The 15,512-nt window shown below is 71.6% G+C and carries 17 protein-coding genes; 4 read left to right on the top strand and 13 right to left on the bottom strand.

What is annotated here, in order from left to right; genetic code table 11:
* Nucleotides 1-20: 20 nt before the first annotated feature.
* A complete protein-coding gene (locus ACZ3UD_RS17760; RefSeq protein ID WP_465587827.1) occupies nucleotides 21-1,523 on the bottom strand; it encodes a serine hydrolase domain-containing protein in 1,503 nt (500 codons plus the stop codon).
* 1,087 nt (nucleotides 1,524-2,610) lie between these two features.
* On the opposite strand from ACZ3UD_RS17760, the gene ACZ3UD_RS17755 reads away from it, so the two are divergent.
* Nucleotides 2,611-2,796: a hypothetical protein gene (locus ACZ3UD_RS17755; protein ID WP_465587824.1), complete on the top strand. Its 186-nt coding sequence runs from the start codon at nucleotides 2,611-2,613 to the stop codon at nucleotides 2,794-2,796.
* A gap of 64 nt (nucleotides 2,797-2,860) precedes the next feature.
* Here the strand turns inward: ACZ3UD_RS17755 and ACZ3UD_RS17750 are convergent, their stop codons facing one another.
* Nucleotides 2,861-3,355, bottom strand: coding sequence for a GNAT family N-acetyltransferase (locus tag ACZ3UD_RS17750; protein ID WP_465587821.1), 495 nt, complete (start codon nucleotides 3,353-3,355; stop codon nucleotides 2,861-2,863).
* A 245-nt stretch (nucleotides 3,356-3,600) separates the two neighbouring features.
* On the opposite strand from ACZ3UD_RS17750, the gene ACZ3UD_RS17745 reads away from it, so the two are divergent.
* Complete coding sequence (locus tag ACZ3UD_RS17745; RefSeq protein WP_465587818.1) at nucleotides 3,601-4,011, top strand: VOC family protein; 411 nt, start codon at nucleotides 3,601-3,603, stop codon at nucleotides 4,009-4,011.
* 4 nt (nucleotides 4,012-4,015) lie between these two features.
* Here ACZ3UD_RS17745 and ACZ3UD_RS17740 read toward each other — a convergent pair whose 3' ends face one another.
* Nucleotides 4,016-4,288, bottom strand: a complete 273-nt coding sequence (locus tag ACZ3UD_RS17740) for a hypothetical protein (protein WP_465587815.1) — start codon at nucleotides 4,286-4,288, stop codon at nucleotides 4,016-4,018.
* A gap of 183 nt (nucleotides 4,289-4,471) precedes the next feature.
* On the opposite strand from ACZ3UD_RS17740, the gene ACZ3UD_RS17735 reads away from it, so the two are divergent.
* Nucleotides 4,472-4,870 (top strand): hypothetical protein, encoded by a 399-nt coding sequence (locus ACZ3UD_RS17735; protein WP_465587812.1) that lies wholly within the window; start codon nucleotides 4,472-4,474, stop codon nucleotides 4,868-4,870.
* A gap of 127 nt (nucleotides 4,871-4,997) precedes the next feature.
* The gene (locus ACZ3UD_RS17730) at nucleotides 4,998-6,197 is read left to right on the top strand and encodes a serine hydrolase domain-containing protein (protein ID WP_465587809.1); all 1,200 of its coding nucleotides are present in this window, start codon (nucleotides 4,998-5,000) and stop codon (nucleotides 6,195-6,197) included.
* Between the two features lie 30 nt (nucleotides 6,198-6,227).
* Here the strand turns inward: ACZ3UD_RS17730 and ACZ3UD_RS17725 are convergent, their stop codons facing one another.
* From ACZ3UD_RS17725 to ACZ3UD_RS17680, 10 genes are all read right to left on the bottom strand, one after another.
* On the bottom strand, nucleotides 6,228-6,713 hold the full coding sequence (locus ACZ3UD_RS17725; protein WP_465587806.1) for a hypothetical protein: 486 nt from the start codon (nucleotides 6,711-6,713) through the stop codon (nucleotides 6,228-6,230).
* 48 nt (nucleotides 6,714-6,761) lie between these two features.
* Complete coding sequence (locus tag ACZ3UD_RS17720) at nucleotides 6,762-7,304, bottom strand: hypothetical protein (RefSeq protein WP_465587803.1); 543 nt, start codon at nucleotides 7,302-7,304, stop codon at nucleotides 6,762-6,764.
* A 171-nt stretch (nucleotides 7,305-7,475) separates the two neighbouring features.
* Nucleotides 7,476-8,243, bottom strand: coding sequence for an ABC transporter permease (locus ACZ3UD_RS17715; protein WP_465587800.1), 768 nt, complete (start codon nucleotides 8,241-8,243; stop codon nucleotides 7,476-7,478).
* A complete protein-coding gene (locus ACZ3UD_RS17710; RefSeq protein WP_465587797.1) occupies nucleotides 8,240-9,166 on the bottom strand; it encodes an ATP-binding cassette domain-containing protein in 927 nt (308 codons plus the stop codon). Before ACZ3UD_RS17710 ends, ACZ3UD_RS17715 begins: the two co-directional genes overlap by 4 nt.
* Nucleotides 9,166-10,005 carry a DUF4097 family beta strand repeat-containing protein gene (locus ACZ3UD_RS17705; RefSeq protein ID WP_465587795.1) on the bottom strand — a complete coding sequence of 280 codons (840 nt, stop codon included), beginning with the start codon at nucleotides 10,003-10,005 and terminating at the stop codon, nucleotides 9,166-9,168. Before ACZ3UD_RS17705 ends, ACZ3UD_RS17710 begins: the two co-directional genes overlap by 1 nt.
* 103 nt (nucleotides 10,006-10,108) lie before the next feature.
* The gene (locus tag ACZ3UD_RS17700; RefSeq protein WP_465587792.1) at nucleotides 10,109-10,678 is read right to left on the bottom strand and encodes a toxin-antitoxin system HicB family antitoxin; all 570 of its coding nucleotides are present in this window, start codon (nucleotides 10,676-10,678) and stop codon (nucleotides 10,109-10,111) included.
* 170 nt (nucleotides 10,679-10,848) lie between these two features.
* Nucleotides 10,849-11,925: an adenosine deaminase gene (locus ACZ3UD_RS17695; protein ID WP_465587789.1), complete on the bottom strand. Its 1,077-nt coding sequence runs from the start codon at nucleotides 11,923-11,925 to the stop codon at nucleotides 10,849-10,851.
* A gap of 101 nt (nucleotides 11,926-12,026) precedes the next feature.
* The gene (locus tag ACZ3UD_RS17690; protein ID WP_465587786.1) at nucleotides 12,027-13,322 is read right to left on the bottom strand and encodes a DUF445 domain-containing protein; all 1,296 of its coding nucleotides are present in this window, start codon (nucleotides 13,320-13,322) and stop codon (nucleotides 12,027-12,029) included.
* Nucleotides 13,323-13,724: 402 nt separating this feature from the next.
* Nucleotides 13,725-14,423 carry a hypothetical protein gene (locus tag ACZ3UD_RS17685; RefSeq protein WP_465587783.1) on the bottom strand — a complete coding sequence of 233 codons (699 nt, stop codon included), beginning with the start codon at nucleotides 14,421-14,423 and terminating at the stop codon, nucleotides 13,725-13,727.
* Between the two features lie 101 nt (nucleotides 14,424-14,524).
* Entirely contained in the window at nucleotides 14,525-15,484 is a 960-nt protein-coding gene (locus ACZ3UD_RS17680; RefSeq protein ID WP_465587780.1) for an ABC transporter ATP-binding protein, read from the bottom strand.
* Nucleotides 15,485-15,512: the final 28 nt, after the last annotated feature.

Raw genomic sequence — 15,512 nt, 5'->3', positions numbered from 1 at the left:
TCGAACGGCCCGCCCTCCTTTCACGCCGCCTTCGCCGTCGCCCGCACGCCGAAGTGCACGTACCGACTACCGTCGGCCAGCGCGTAGAACACCACCGGTATCCACGCGTCCTTCTCGTTCCTCCGCCCAGCGAACACCGTCTTCGCCGGCTCGTGCGACACCGCCGTCAGCTGCCACACCAGCGGTTCGAACGTCCCCGCGAGCCCGTCCGCCCCTTCATAGGTGAGGCGCAGCGAGCCATCCCCCTCGGCAATCGTCATCAGGAAGCCCTCGCGCTTGTACCTCCCGAGGAACTCCCCGACCTCCACCACCGGCGGCGCCGCAGGCGGCTCGAACCCCGGCATCGCCACCCCCGCGAACTCCGCCGACAGCTCACGGCACAGCGCCTCGAACACCTTGGGCGCCGCTCCCCCGCCGTTCGTCAGCAGCACCACCGCGACGCCCTTCTCCGGCATCGCCCGCAGGTACGCCAGCTGCCCGAACGTACTCCCGTCGTGGCCGAACCCGCGTACGCCGTCCCATTCGAACAGCCCCCAGCCGAGCCCCCAGTGCGCACCGAGGAACCACTGGTCCGGCATCTCGACCTCGCGGTTCAGCATCGCCTCGACCACGGCCACCGGCAGCACCCGCGTCCCGTCCGGCGCGATGCCGCCGTCCACGAACAGCCGCGCGAACCGGGCGACATCGGCCGCTGTCGCGCAGATCCCGCCGTACGGACCGGCCGAGCGCGGCAGCATGTTCCACAGCGGCGTGGGCACCGGCTCCTCGCCCGGGTCGCCCATGTGCCCCATGGCGGCCCGGAAGCGCAGCACCTCCTCCGGCAGGGTCATGGTGTGCTCCAGCCCGAGCGGGCCAACCAGCAGCTCCTTGAGCGCCTCGTCCCAGGTCCCACCCGTCACCACCTCGACTATTCGGCCGAGGACGTTGTACGCGGTGCTGGAGTACGACACGGTGGCGCCGGGCGGGTTGGTGAGGCCGACCGTGCGGGCGCCCTCGATGTAGCGGGCCAGGCAGTCGTCGCCTCGACCGGTGTCGTTGACGTAGTCGCCCTCGATGCCGCTGGTGTGGTTGAGCAGTTGACGTGGCGTGATGGTGCGGCTGGCCTCGGCGTCGGCTACCGCGAACTCGGGCAGGACGTCCACGACCGGCGCGTCGAGGTCCAGCTTTCCGGCCTCCGCGAGCAGCACCACCATAGCGGCCGTGTAGCCCTTGCTGACCGAGCCGATCTGGAACACGGAGTCCGTGGTGACGGCGACGCCGGTGCCGGTGTGCAGGATGCCGGAGGCCAGTTCGTGGATCTCGCCGTCGGCGAGTACGGCCAGGGCCGCGCCGGGGATCCGGTGGGCGGCGAGCAGCTCGTCGAGCCGGGCCTGCCAGTGGGCGGCGTCGAAGGCCGGCGCCTCCTCGACCACGCCCAGCGCGCGGTTGACGGTGCGGGCGACGTCCCGTTCCGTCCGCTCCAGGAGTTCGGCCACCTCCCGGTCGACGACCTTGGACACTTCGCGGCGCAGGCTTTCCGACATGTGCTCTCCCTCGTGATCACGACGGTTCGGTGCGGCAGCGGTGAGCCGGGCGCGCTTCCGACACCGCAGGACCGACCGTCAACTCCCCTGTAGATCACGACACTAAGCGCGATCACGCCCTTTTTCAAACAACGTTCGAAACTCTGCGGCCTCCACGGGCCCCCACCGGTCTCCACCGGCCTCACCCGACACGCCGTCCGACCCCGCGCAGAGGCTGGCGATCAAGCGAGGAAGCAAGGAGCAGAACTGCGCGGATCGAGCGTCACCAGGTCAACGAAGCAACCGTCTCGGCGGCCCGCGAAGGCTTCGCCGACCGGATCGGAGGCCAGGTCCACTCCTACTCGCGGGCCGGCCTGATAACCGCCACCGAATGGCGGCTGATCTCCGACGAGTTCCTCGACTACCTCGGCGCTCTCTCCCTCGACACCCCCGACCTCCACACCTCCGAGGCCAGGGCCGCCCTCAAGGACGCCACCGAGGCCGCCGCCGGAGCCATCGCGTTCGCCGCGCGCTACCCGCGCTGCCCCTTCCGCGTCTTCCTCGACTACCCGAACTTCGGGATGAGCTACGACCGCAAGGACCCCGAGACCCCGGTGCTCCCCCTCCACCCCGGCAGCGAGGCCCAGTTCGAGACGACACCCCGGCCGCTGGCACTCGGCCCCCGCCTTCGCCCTGATCACCGGCGTCCGCGAGGACCTCGCCCCGCTCGTCGTCGCCGGGCCGACCGGCTCCGCCGCCGACCGCTCCACCGATCCCGACGCCGCGATCAACCTGGACGTCCTCGCCCTCTCCTGCCACGCCCGCCGCCGCGACTGGGCGATCACGTCGAGTCCCCCGGGCGGCCGAACGCGGCTGAGGCGGGCCCCGCACCCGCGGTTCGTCACATGGGTCTTGAGCTGCTAATATTCTTCTTGTCGCGAGGGAGAATGATTCCTCGTCAGGCGTCAGCGGTGCTACCAGAGCACGCCCTACTTTCAGTAGGGAGAGTCCGTGCAACCCGGGCCTGGCGCTCCACTGTCGGATGGGGTCCGGCGCCTTCACCGGCGCCGGACCCCGTTCGCGTTGCGACCGGGGGAGGAACAACGGCGTGCCGCACGACGCGGATCTTCGGATCGGTGATGAAGTGCGGCTCACCGGCGGGCCGTTCACGGACTCCACCAGGCCCGTGGTCGCGGTCGATCCCGACCGGGGCCGCGTGCAGCTGACCGTGGACATCCTCGGCGATCAGACCAGGATCGACGTCCCCCGGTCGGATGTCGAGCGGGTCGGCTGAACCCACACCCTGCGCAGACGCCTGAGAACGCCCCGCGATGCTCTCAGGCGTCGGTGCCGGAGGCTCAGGCGGCCGGCAGTGCCTTCCAGTCCTGCCAGGAGATGTCGCGCCCCAGGTAGCGCGGCCGCTCGAACGGCCAGTCGGCGGCGATCCACTGCGGCACCAAGGCGTCCAGCGCCTGCTCCACCTCACCGCCGACCAGCTCGTCCACCACCCACCACGAGAGCTCGCCGTCCGCGCCGGTCCGCTCCGGCGGGTCGATGTACACGCAGCCGAGGATCGCGGTCTCGGCGCGGTCGAGCAGGACGTAGTTGAAGGACTGGTGGACGGCGATCTCCCGCTCGTGGCGCGCCAGGTCGATCCGGTTCGCCTCGAAGGTCATCGTCTCCGCGGGCCAGCCCCAGGCCGGGCCGAAGATGCCCCACAGGCGCTCACGGGAGCCCATCACGGCCGGATAGTCGAGGGCGGCGTCGGCCTCCGTGATCGGACGCAGGTGGTAGTCGCCGCTGAGCAGGGGGACGTGGACGGGGTGGACGAAGTCATCAGGCAGCCAGGTCATGGCGTCGAGGCTAACCAAGGGCAGGCGGCGGATCATGGCATTTTCGCAGGCCCCTGTTCGTGCTCCTTAAGTTCATCCGCCGAATAACTGATGCACGGTCATCAGGCCTGGGCGAGGGACGCCTGCTCGGCACCGAGGACTAGGACCAGCGCCCGATGGCACCCGGCTCCGTGATCTCTAGGCTCGCAGCCATCGCCGATCACCGGCCCACGCCCCATCGCCCCATCTCCCCAGGAAGTAGCACCATGCCGGCTGACGCCACCGCTCACATCCGCATCGCCCGCCCCTCGCGCAACCTCCGCGCGGCGGAGGACTTCTGGATCTCGGGGCTCGGGCTCGACGTCCTCTACCGGCACGAGACGGACGGCACCCCCGGCGAGCACTCGCTGCTCATGGCCGGCTGGCCCGATGCCGCCTGGCACCTGGAGCTGGTCCACGATCCCTCCGCCCCGGTCGAGCCGCGACCGACCGCCGAGGACCTCCTGGTCGTCTACCTCGGCGAGCCGGTGCCGGACTCGCTGGTCGAGCGGCTCGAACAACACGGCGGGAAGCGGGTCCCGGCCCACAACCCGTACTGGGACACCTGGGGCGTGACCGTCCAGGACCCGGACGGCTACCTGCTGGTGCTCTCCACCCGCTCCTGGTCCAACGCCTAGACCCTCACCGGGCGCGACGGCGGCGCAGTTCACCCAGCCACTCCCGCACCTGCTCGTCGTCGTGCAGGTACGGGCCCTCGGGGCCGGCGGGGAGGTCGATGCCGTGGAGCAGCCCGAGTGCCCAGAGGGAGAGGTCGTCCCACTCCAACTCGTCGTCCAGCAGCCAGCGGCCGGCCCAGCGGTCGGCCTCGTCCCGGCTCACCCGGCCCTCGGCCACGGCGGCGAACCGGCGCTCGATCTCATCCAGGTCGAGGTAGAGGTCAGGCTTCACCGCCACAGTCTGACGTTACGACTTCCGTAAATCCAGAAAACGGCCTGATCCCATCGCTTCCAAATGAACCCGGCGGAGGCCGGTTTTCCGCCGCCGAGGACAGGGGTAGTGCCGAGACGTTCGCACTCCGACCATTCCCAGGTCGGATGCGGAGGCGAACCTTTGAGATTCTTACGGAAAGGACTTCGCATGAACAGGATCGTCCGTAACTCCCTCGCGACCGTCGTGATGGCTGGCGCCCTCACCGCCGCCGTCGCCCCCGTGGCCATGGCCGTCGAGCAGACCGGCTCGGTGGCCGGGGTCCAGGCCCAGGTCCGCAACCCGAAGACGGTCAAGGCCGACGCGTACAACCAGGCCCGCAGCATCCTGGCCAACGCCGGCAGCCAGACCGCCGCCAAGTCCCACCCGATCCACGGCAAGAACGATGTCCCGGTCTCCTACGGCACCAGCCTGCTCGCCTCCGCGCGCGACGAGTTCCGGGCCGCGGACAAGAAACTGCCGCCGAAGGACAAGAAGTCCGACATGTCGATCGCGCACTACAACGCCATCCACAGCGCGGCCAAGACCATGGGCATCGACACCTGGTGACGGACCCGGCCTGACGACAACCCCGGTCTCCACCGAACGGGGGCCCGGCTCTCCTTCAGAAGACGGAGAGCCGGGCCCTTCGTCGGGATGAGGACCGTCGGCGGCCGCCAATGCGAGCGTGACGGGCATGACCACAACTCATCCGTCCCGCCACCGAATCAGCGCGCGGATCGGCGCACGGGTCGCCGCTGCCGCACTTGCCACCGCCACCGTCGCCACGCTCGCGCCCAGCGCCGCGGCCGCCACCCCGGTTGTCCCGCCGCAGGGCTCGGCCGACTTACGGCCCGAGCTGAACGCCATGGTCGAGCAGGGCGTCAGCACGGCCGCGTTCGCGCAGATCCGCGACCACGGCCGGGTCACCGGGCGCGGCGCGGCCGGCACCGCCGACCTGGACACCGGCCGACCGGCGCGCGCCGACGGGCGGTTCAGGATCGCCAGCGTCACCAAGACCTTCGTCTCCACCGTCACCCTCCAGCTGGTCGGCGAAGGGCGGATCGAGCTGGACGACCCGATCGAGCACTACCTGCCCGGCACCGTACCCAACGGCGACCACATCACCGTCCGACAACTCCTCAACCACACCAGCGGGCTGCACAACTACCTCGACGACCCGCATGTCCGCTCCAACACCGAGGCGGGCAACCGGGAGTTCCTCGCCACCGGACGCTGGATCGAGTACACGCCGGAACAGCTGCTGGCCATCGGCGCCGCCATGCCGCCCTACTTCGCGCCCGGGCAGGGGTGGCACTACTCCAACACCAACTACGTCGTCGTCGGCATGCTCATCGAGCAGGTCACCGGCCGCAGTTGGCGGGAGGAGGTGGCCGACCGGATCATCCGGCCGCTCGGACTGCGCCACACGTCCATGCCCGACTCCTCCACGGCGATCCCCGGACCGCACGCGCACGGCTACTTCAAGTTCCCCGAGGGCCCGGGGGACGTCACCCGGCTCTCCCCGACCATCGCGGACGCGGCCGGCGCCGGGATCTCCACCACCGACGACCTCAACCGCTTCCACGAGGCGCTGTTCGGCGGCCGCCTGCTCGCCCCGGCGCAGCTCGCCGAGATGACCACCACGGTGCCGGTCCCCGGCGGCAACGGGGGCGAGTACGGGCTCGGCGTGACCCGCTACAACCTCTCCTGCGGCCAGGTCTGGGGCCACACCGGCGACGTCCCCGGCTACTCGACCGCCGTGCTCGGAACCCGGGACGGCGGCCGGCAGGTCACGCTGTCCTACAACGAGTACGACAAGAGCGACTCCGCCAAGTCCGACCGGCTCTACCAGGCCGTCCTGGAGAAGGCGCTCTGCAAGAAGGCCTCCGGCTGACGGTCGACGGGCTCCGCACGCCCGGGCGGCTCACCGGGCGCGCGGGGCCCGCCCGGCTTCCCGGCTCGCCTGACCGAACCGACCGAACCGGCCCAACTGACCGAACCGGCCGGACTGGCCGGACTGGCCGAACGAGCGGTGGAGCGGGGCCGCCGTGGCGAAGACGAAGAGCCCGAAGAGGGTCATCGCCGGCAGACCGACGAACCGGAGGTAGTCCAGCGGGTGGTGGACGAGGCCGTCCCAGTTCCCCCACCAGTTCGCGAGCAGGTCGGCGACCATGATGCCCGCGCCGAGGAGCGGACCCGCCGGACGCGCCCGGGCGACCCAGACGGCGGCAAGCGGGTCGAGGACCAGCAGGGCGTGGAAGAGCAGTTGGCTCGGCAGGGGCCAGAAGTGGTAGGCGTGCAGGCCGCCCGTGAACACGTCGTAGGCGTGCGCGCCGGTCCCTTCGAGGAACCCGATCACGTACACCACTGCCACCCACCGCGCCCAGCGCGGCTGCGTCCCCCATCGCATGGCGCCCACTCTATGCCGTGGCCGCCGACGGGCCGGGGCGGCCGAGCTCTACCGCGTCGTCACCCGGGGCTCGCTCAGACCGCCGTCCGCGCGCACGTCGAAGACCCGGAGCTCCGTCCGCCCGGTCACCGTGATCTGGTCCGGACCGGACCACTCGACCCTGGTGAAGTCACCGCTGTCGGCGTCCCAGGTGCCCAGGTTCCAGTGGCGGGCGGACCAACCGCTGCCGGTCACCAACTCCACCTGGTAGATCGGGTCGATCGAGAAGGCGATGTCGGTCACGGTCAGCACCCGGTCCGGGTGGTCCGGGTGGATCTTCCTCTCGACCCAGCGTCCCTCGCCGCCGAACACGTACGACAGGACCACGATCGGCACCCCGCCGAAGACGAGCGCCACTAGACCGGCCGCACAGCCGACCTGCGGCAACCTGGTACGGAAGTCCAGCTCGACGATCAGCGAGACCACGATCAGCACGGTGGCTGCGCCGACCAGCAGGATCGGGCGGTTGAACCAGCGTTCGACCTCCACCAGCCCGCCCGAGCGGGAGGCGTGCCAGCCCGCCACGTACGTCAGGGCCGGCGCCAGCGCCACCCCTCTGAGCCCCCACGCGATCCGCCTGCGACGCACCCCCGTCATCCGTCCCCCGAACGAGCTTTGCCGATCTTTGGTCCGGACTTTACTACGGGAGGGTCGCGCCGCGACGGCCCGGACAGCGGGTGTTCCCCGCCGTCCGGGCCTGGTGGGCTACCGGCCGTACCCCCGTCACCGCCGGTAGAAGACGCTCCGCGACCAGAGGTAGCCGACCAGCGTGAGGCCGGTGCACCAGGCGAGGGTGCTCCACGCGCTGGTGCCGATCTCGGTGCCCATCAGCAGGCCGCGCAGAGTCTCGATGATGGGGGTGAAGGGCTGGTACTCGGCGAACCACCGCAGCACGGTCGGCATCGAGTCCGGCGGGACGATCGCGCTGCCGATGAACGGCAGGAACGTCAGGGGCAGCGGCGTGTTGCTCGCGCTCTCCGGCGTCTTCGACACCAGTCCGATCCCCGCCGATATCCAGGTCAGCGCCAGGGTCACGAAGAGCAGCAGCCCCGCGGCCGCGAGCCATTCCAGCGGGCCGGCGCTCGACCGGAACCCCATCGCGAAGGCCGCGGCGATCACGAACACCAGCGCGATCACCGTCTGGATCACGCTGCCGACCACGTGCCCGGCCAGGAACGCCGACCGTGAGATCGACATGGTCCGGAAGCGGTTGACGATGCCCTCCGTCATGTCGACGCACACGCCCACCGCTGTGGCGACCGAGCCCGCCGTCGCCGTCATCAGCACGATCCCGGGCGTCACGTAGTCGATGTAGCTCCCGCCGCCGATCCCCGCCCCCAACGCTCCCCCGAAGGCGTAGTTGAAGAGCAGCAGCATCATCACCGGCATCACCACGACCGAGAAGGTCATCGCCGGATACCGCTGCGCCCGCTTGAGGTTGCGCCGCAGCATGGTCAGCGAGTCGCTGACCACATAGGTCGTCGCGCTCATCGCGCACCCTCCCCGGTCAGTGTGAGGAACACGTCGTCCAGATCGGCCGTCTCCACGACCAGCGACTCCGCCCGTACGGACGCGTTGTCGAGCGCGTCCAGCACGGCCTTCACGGTGAGGACGGAGTTGTCCCCTGGGATGTCCAGCACCAGGGCGTCGGCGTCGGCCGTGGCGTAGTCGAACAGCGTGGCGGCGGTGCCCAGTTGGGCGGCGTCGGCGAACTGGAGGCGGATCCGCCCGCCGGGGACGATCCGCTTCAGCTCCTCGGCCGTACCCTCGGCGACAATCCGGCCGCCGTCCAGGACGGCTATCCGATCGGCGAGTTGGTCGGCCTCCTCCAGGTACTGGGTGGTGAGGAAGATCGTCACCCCGTGGCCGGCGACCAGCCCCCGGATGATCTCCCACATGGTGCGCCGGCTGCGCGGGTCCAGCCCGGTGGTCGGCTCGTCCAGGAAGATCACCTTTGGGTCGCCGACCAGCGTCATCGCCAGGTCGAGCTTGCGCCGCATGCCGCCGGAGAAGGTGGCGACGGGCTTGCGCGCGGCCTCGGTGAGTTCGAAGCGGCTCAGCAGTTCCTCGGCCCGCCTCCGCCCCTCCCGACGGCGGAGGTGGTTGAGGTCTGCCATCAGCATCAGGTTCTCCTCGGCGGTGAGGAGGTTGTCGACCGCCGAGAACTGGCCGGTCACCCCGATCGCCTTCCGGACCCCGTCGGCCTGCTGGGCCACATCGTGCCCGGCCACCTGGGCCGAGCCTCCGTCGGCGGGGATCAGGGTGGAGAGGATCTGCACGGTGGTGGTCTTGCCGGCGCCGTTCGGCCCGAGCAGGGCGAAGACGCTACCGGCCCGGATGGACAGGTCGATGCCCTTGAGCACCGCCTTGTCCCCGTAGGACTTGGTCAGCCCTACCGCGGAGATCGCCGCCATCAGGCCCTCCGGATGATGACGTTGCCGACCTGGGTGTTGGCGCGAACCTCGGCGGTCTCCCGGGCGTCGCCGGGGCCCTCGGCCGAGCCGAGGGTGTTGCGGACGCCGCCGAACTTGCTGTGCACGTCGAGCCAGGCCGCCGTGCCCTCCGCGATGCCGATCTCCACGTCCCCCACAGCGGTCTGCAGGGTGACCTTGCCGCGGACCACCTGGCCGAGCCGGATGTGGCCGTTCGCCGACTTGGCGTCCACGCCCGCCTCGGCGAGGCCGACGTGGATCCGGCCGTTGGAGGAGTTGGCCGTCAACTCGCCGTGCACCTCGTCGATCTCGGTGTCGCCGTTGTTGTTCTTGACCGTCAGCGCGCCGCCGACGGAGCCGACCTCGATCCGGCCGCCGCCGGTCACCTCGGCGTCGCCGGCGACCGTGCCGACCCGGACGTCCCCCATGTCGGTCTTGAGCCGCACGCTGTCGGCCCGGTCGACCTGGATCCGGCCCATGGAGGTCTTCAGCCGGCAGTCGCCGAGCGGGCCCTCGGTGACGAAGTCCGCCATCGGCGAGTCGGCGTGCACCTCGGAGCCGGACGGCAGCTCGACCAGGACCTCGATCGAGCCCTTCTTGCTGGAGAACACGGTGCGCTGCTTGGGGCCCTTAAGGGTGAGCCTGCCGCCGGAGAAGTCGACCTGCGTCAACTCGGCGGCCTTGACGTCCGCGTCCCTGGCCGCATTGGCGGGCCGGACCTCGATCACGGCGTCGGTGCGCTTGCTCGCGCGGATCCACACCGAGCCGATCTCGAACTCAAGGGCGGCGGAGATCGGTCCGTCGGTCTCGTACGTAGGCATGGCTGTCCCGTCCTCTTGACTCGTGTAGCTGTTCCCGCTGGTCGGAGCGGGGTGACGTTGAAGGTTCGGAAGGTGGTGCGGTGGTTCGGATAGCGCGGAAGTGTCAGTGGACCCAGCCGGTGAAGCCCTGGCCGCCGACGCTGCGCGAGGCGCGGGTGCCGAGGTCGGCGGCAGGACGGGCGGCGGGCCGGCCACCGTCCAGCGCGCCGGCCACGGCCCGGACCAGCCAGGCGTTGAGGGAGAGGCCCTCCTGTCCGGCGGCCTCCTCCGCCCGGGCCTTGAGGTTCGCGGGAAGGCGCAGGTTGATCCGGGCGGTGCCCGACTCGTCCGGCTCCGGCACCACCGGCGGCGCGGTCGGCGCCGCGGATGGCGCCACCGGTGCCACCGGTGGCACCACGGGCGGCACATCGCCGTGGAAGGCCTCGGAGCCGGGCGGCACCGTCACCACGAACTCCGGGTCGAGCCCGCGCAGCCGCACGTCCACCGAGCCCGGGGCGAGGTCCCGGGTGACTTCGCCCATCGCGGCCGAGAGTGCGTTGAGCAGGGTGAGCCGCACGGCCGACTCCAGCGGGAGCGTCAGCCGGTCGGCCAGCTCACGGGCTTCTTCCCCGCCGGTGGCGGCGGCCACCGCGAGCTCGTTCCGGAGGTTTTCGACGTACGGCGTGAGGTCCATGGCTCAAGCATGGCACGGACGTGATGCCATGTCGAGCCATTTGTGGCGCCACTTTGGCGCCACGAAGGAAACCGCAGGTGGCGCCACCCGGAAGCACCCCCCTGCAGAAAGGGAGCCGGAAACGGAACCGCCCCGTCGGCCGAAGCCGACGGGGCGGTCACAGGAGCGGGTCAGCGCTGCCAGCCCGCCAGGTAGGCGTCGATCTCGCCGGCCAGCCGCGCCTTGCCGGCCTGGTCCAGGAAGGAGGCCTCGACCGCGTTGCGGGCCAGCGCCGCCACCCCGGTCTCGTCCAGCCCCAGCAGCCGCGCCGCCACCGCGTACTCGGTGTTGAGGTCGGTGCCGAACATCGGCGGGTCGTCGCTGTTGACGGTCACCAGCAGCCCGGAGTCCACCATCCGCTTGATCGGGTGGTCCTCGATCCTCTCCACCGCCCGGGTGGCGATGTTGGAGGTCGGGCAGACCTCCAGCGCGATGCGGTGCTCGCCCAGGTAGTCGAGCAGCGCCGGGTCCTCGACCGCCTGGGTGCCGTGCCCGATGCGCTCGGCGCCGAGCTCGCGGATCGCGTCCCAGACGGTCTGCGGCCCGGTGGTCTCGCCGGCGTGCGGGACGGAGTGCAGGCCGGCCGCGCGCGCCCGGTCGAAGTACGGCTTGAACTGCGGCCGCGGCACGCCGATCTCCGGACCGCCCAGGCCGAAGCTGACCAGGCCCTCGGGGGCCAGCTCGGTGGCCAGGCGGGCGGTCACCTCGGCCGACTCCAGACCGGCCTCACCCGGAATGTCGAAGCACCAGCGCAGCACCACGCCGAGTTCCTTCTCGGCGCGCAGCCGGGCGTCCTCGATGGCCTCCATGAAGGCGACGTCGGGGATCCCGCGCTTGACCGAGGAGTACGGGGTGATGGTCAGCTCGGCGTACCGGATGTTCTGGCGGGCCATGTCCTCGGCCACGCCGTAGGTGAGCGCGCGGACGTCCTCGGCGTCGCGGACCAGGTCCACGACGCTCAGGTAGACCTCGATGAAGTGGGCGAAGTCGGTGAAGGTGAAGTACTCGGCGAGCGCGGCCGGGTCGGTCGGCACCTTGGACTGGCCCCGGTGGCGGGCGGCCAGTTCGGCGACGACGCGCGGCGACGCCGAGCCGACGTGGTGGACGTGCAGTTCCGCCTTGGGCATCCCGGCGATGAACGCCTCGATGCTCCGGTCTGCGGTGTTACCGGTGGGGTTTCCGATCCGACTTCCGTCCGGCTGGACCACGGGGGTTCCCTTCTTCCTTCTCCGCGCCTTCTACGCGCGTATCGCGATGACGGGGCCCAGGATAGGCCCAAGCCGGAGCAGCCGACCGGGGACGCCGGGGTTCACCCCCCGAGCGCGATCGCCACGGTGTGGATCAGCAGCCCGGCCAGGGCGCCGACCACCGTGCCGTTGATCCGGATGAACTGCAGGTCTCGCCCGACGTTGGCCTCGATCTTGCGCGAGGCGTCGTCGGCGTCCCAGCTCGCCACCGTCTCGGAGATCAGCGAGGTGATCTCGGTCCGGTAGGTGTCGACCAGGTACTGGGCGGCGTCCTGGAGCCAGCCGTCCACCTTGGCCTGCAGCTTGGCATCGGTGGCCAGGCGCTCGCCGAAGCCACGCACGCCGTCGCGGATGCGCCGGCGCAGTTCGCTGTCCTCATCCTCGGCCGCGCCCATCACCAGCGTGCGCACGGCCGCCCAGGTGGAGTTGATCAGGTCCTGCACCTCGGGGCGGGCCAGCAGCTCGCCCTTGGCCCGTTCGACCCGGGCGATGGTCTCCGGGTCGGTCTGCAGCTCGGTGGCGAAGTCGGCGAGGAAGTTGTCGATCGCCCCGCGGGCCGGGTGGTTCGGGTCGTCCCGGATGTCGGTGACGAAGCGCAGCAGTTCCTTGTAGACCCGCTCGCCGACCTGGTGGTCGATGAACTTCGGCGTCCAGCCGGGGGTCTTCTGGGAGACCTTCCGAACCACGTCCTCGTGGTTGGTGGTGAGCCAGCCGTGCGCCCGGACGGCCACCAGGTCCACCACGCCGTGGTGCCCGCCGTCCGCGACCACCTTGCCCAGCATCCGGCCCATCGGCTCGGCCACCGAGGTGGCCGCGGCCCGCCGGGTGACCGCCTCGGCGACCACCGCCCGCACGTCGTCGTCGCGCAGCACCGCGAGCACCCCGCGCAGCGCCGCCGAGGCCTCCTTGGTGACGCGTTCGGCGCTGCCCGGCGCGGCCAGCCACTCCCCCAGCCGGCGGCCGATGCCGAGCGCCGCGAGCCGGCCGCGCACCACGTGGCCGGCGAGGAAGTTCTCACCGACGAACTCGCCGAGCGAGCGCCCGAAGGCGTCCTTCTTGGTCGGGATGATCGCGGTGTGCGGGATCGGCAGGCCGAACGGGCGGCGGAACAGGGCCGTCACCGCGAACCAGTCGGCCAGCGCGCCGACCATGCCCGCCTCGGCGGCAGCCGCCACGTACCCCGCCCAGGCGCCGGCGCCGGCCGCCTCGGCCCAGGTGGAGAGGGCGAAGACCAGGGTCGCGAAGGCCAGCAGGCCGGTCGCGATGGTCTTCATCCGGCGGACGCCGCGTCTCTTCTGCTCGTCGGACGCGGTGAACCGGACCCCGGGGCCGGTCCCGCTGAAGGCTTCGTCACTCACTCCGCCAGTCTGCCCGTTGCCCGGCGCGGACGGGGGCGTGCCCCACGATCACACGCCCCGCGATCGCACACCCTCACGCCGAGCGCGCCACCGGGACCACACGCCCCCAGACCGAGCACGCCCCCACACCAAGCACGGCCCCGCGCCCGGCGGAGGAGCCCGGAACCGGCCGTCGGCCCGGGCGCCCGGCGCTCCCGGGTGGCGCCGACCGGCAGGGTGGTCTCGCAGCCCACCAGCGTCCCCCGGCGCGGCCCGGCCGCGACGGCCGTGGCGTCGGTGGCGGCCCGCGACCGACCACCCCGGGCGCGATGTGCGCGCCGGTGACCCGGTGGCCCTTCAGCGCGAACCGGACGGCCGGCGGCAGGCCCGGCTCGCCCAGCCCGACGACTCGGCTCTCCCGGCTCATCCCCGCCCTCCGTTCACCGAGTTGGCGAGCCGGCGCCACACCGGCGAGCGCCGCAACCCGCGCCGCAGCCGCTCCGGGACGACGCCGCGCCACAGCTGCTGGGCCGGGTTGAGCGGCAGGACGGCTTCGACCAGCGGCTCCTCGCCCAGCAGGAACAGCCCGTCCGGCAGACCGAGCCGGGCGTCCCGGAACGCCGGACAGCCCGCGTAGCGCCGCCGCCCGTCCGCCGCCACCGGCGGCTCGCCGTGCGCGGCCTCGTAGCGGATCTGGTCACGCAGCGCCTCCGGCCTTACGGCGGCGGCGAGTTCGAGCCGCACACGGGCGGCGACCGGCAGTCGGTGGTACACCGCCCGGGCGCCGAAGCGCTCGATCATCCGGCCGACCTCCTCGCGCACCCGCCGGGCCGCCGGATTCGGGCTGGCGCACCACCCGGGACAGCCCGGGGTGCCGGGCGGCGTACTCGTCCGGCAGCGCTTCACCGCCGCCGCGGAGCCGTCGTCGACGGCCGCCACCTCCAGCCGCCCCGGCGCCGGCGTCCGCCCGACCAGCGAGTCCAGGCAGGCGGTGAGGTGCGGCATGGTGTTGCGGTCCCCGACCACCACGGTCACGTCGGGTACGGACATCGGGCGGCGGGCCTCCGGTGCGCGGTTCGGCCAGGGCTGCACCGTCGACTCGGCCGCCCGCCGGGGAGTCACGCGCCCTCCCCGGACGGGTACCGAGCCTCGGACGGGTACCGAGCCCCGGACGGGTGACGAGCCCCGAATGTGCGCCCGAACAGTCGGAGATCAGCCGGCGATCAGCCGATCGCGACCTCGGCGTACATCCGCGCGATCACGTCCTCGATGGCCGGCTCCCGCACCGACAGGTCCACCAGCGGGTACCGCGCCGCCACCTCCGCCACGATCGGTGCCGCGCTCTCCCGGGCCGGAAAGGCCAGCCACTGCCGCGGCCCCTCGACCTTCACCACCCGCGCCCCGGCCACCTCGATCGGCGGCCGGGCCTCGGCGAGGTCGACCACCAGCGTGCGCTCACTGCGCCCGGTGGTGTGCAGCCCGTCCAGCCCGCCGTCGTGGACCACCCGGCCGTGGTCGATCACCATCACCCGGCCGCAGAGCTGCTCGATGTCGGTCAGGTCGTGGGTGGTGAGCAGCACCGTGGTGCCCCGGTCGCGGTTGACCTCGCGCAGGAACTCGCGCACCCGGCCCTTGCTCACCACGTCCAGGCCGATGGTGGGTTCGTCCAGGTAGAGCACCTGGGGGTCGTGCAGCAGCGCCGCCGCGAGGTCGCCGCGCATCCGCTGGCCGAGTGAGAGCTGTCGGACCGGCGTGTCCAACAAGCCGGCCAGGTCGAGCAGTTCGATGCAGCGGCCGAGGTTCTCGCGGTAACGCCGGTCGGGGATGCGGTAGATCCGGCGGGCGAGCTCGAAGGAATCGCGCAGCGGGAGGTCCCACCACAGGGTGGTGCGCTGGCCGAAGACGACGCCGATCCGGCGGGCCAGCGCGACGCGTTCGCGGGCCGGGTCGACCCCGGCGACGCGCAGCCTTCCGGCGCTGGGGACGAGGATGCCGGTGAGCATCTTGATGGTGGTCGACTTGCCGGCGCCGTTGGGCCCGATGTAGCCGACGCACTCGCCGGCCTCGACGGTGAAGCTCAGCCCGTCGACCGCGCGCACCTCGCGCTTGGTCCGGCTGAACCGGCCGGTGCGGGCCCGCACGGTGAAGGTGCGGTGGACGTCCTGGAGTTCGATCAGTGACACGGTGATTCCTCACGGGAGGTACGGCGCG

It is taken from the genome of Kitasatospora sp. NPDC023118, assembly GCF_055560875.1.
Note: the sequence above shows the minus strand (reverse complement) of the source record. Positions and strands in the feature narration are given on the sequence as shown.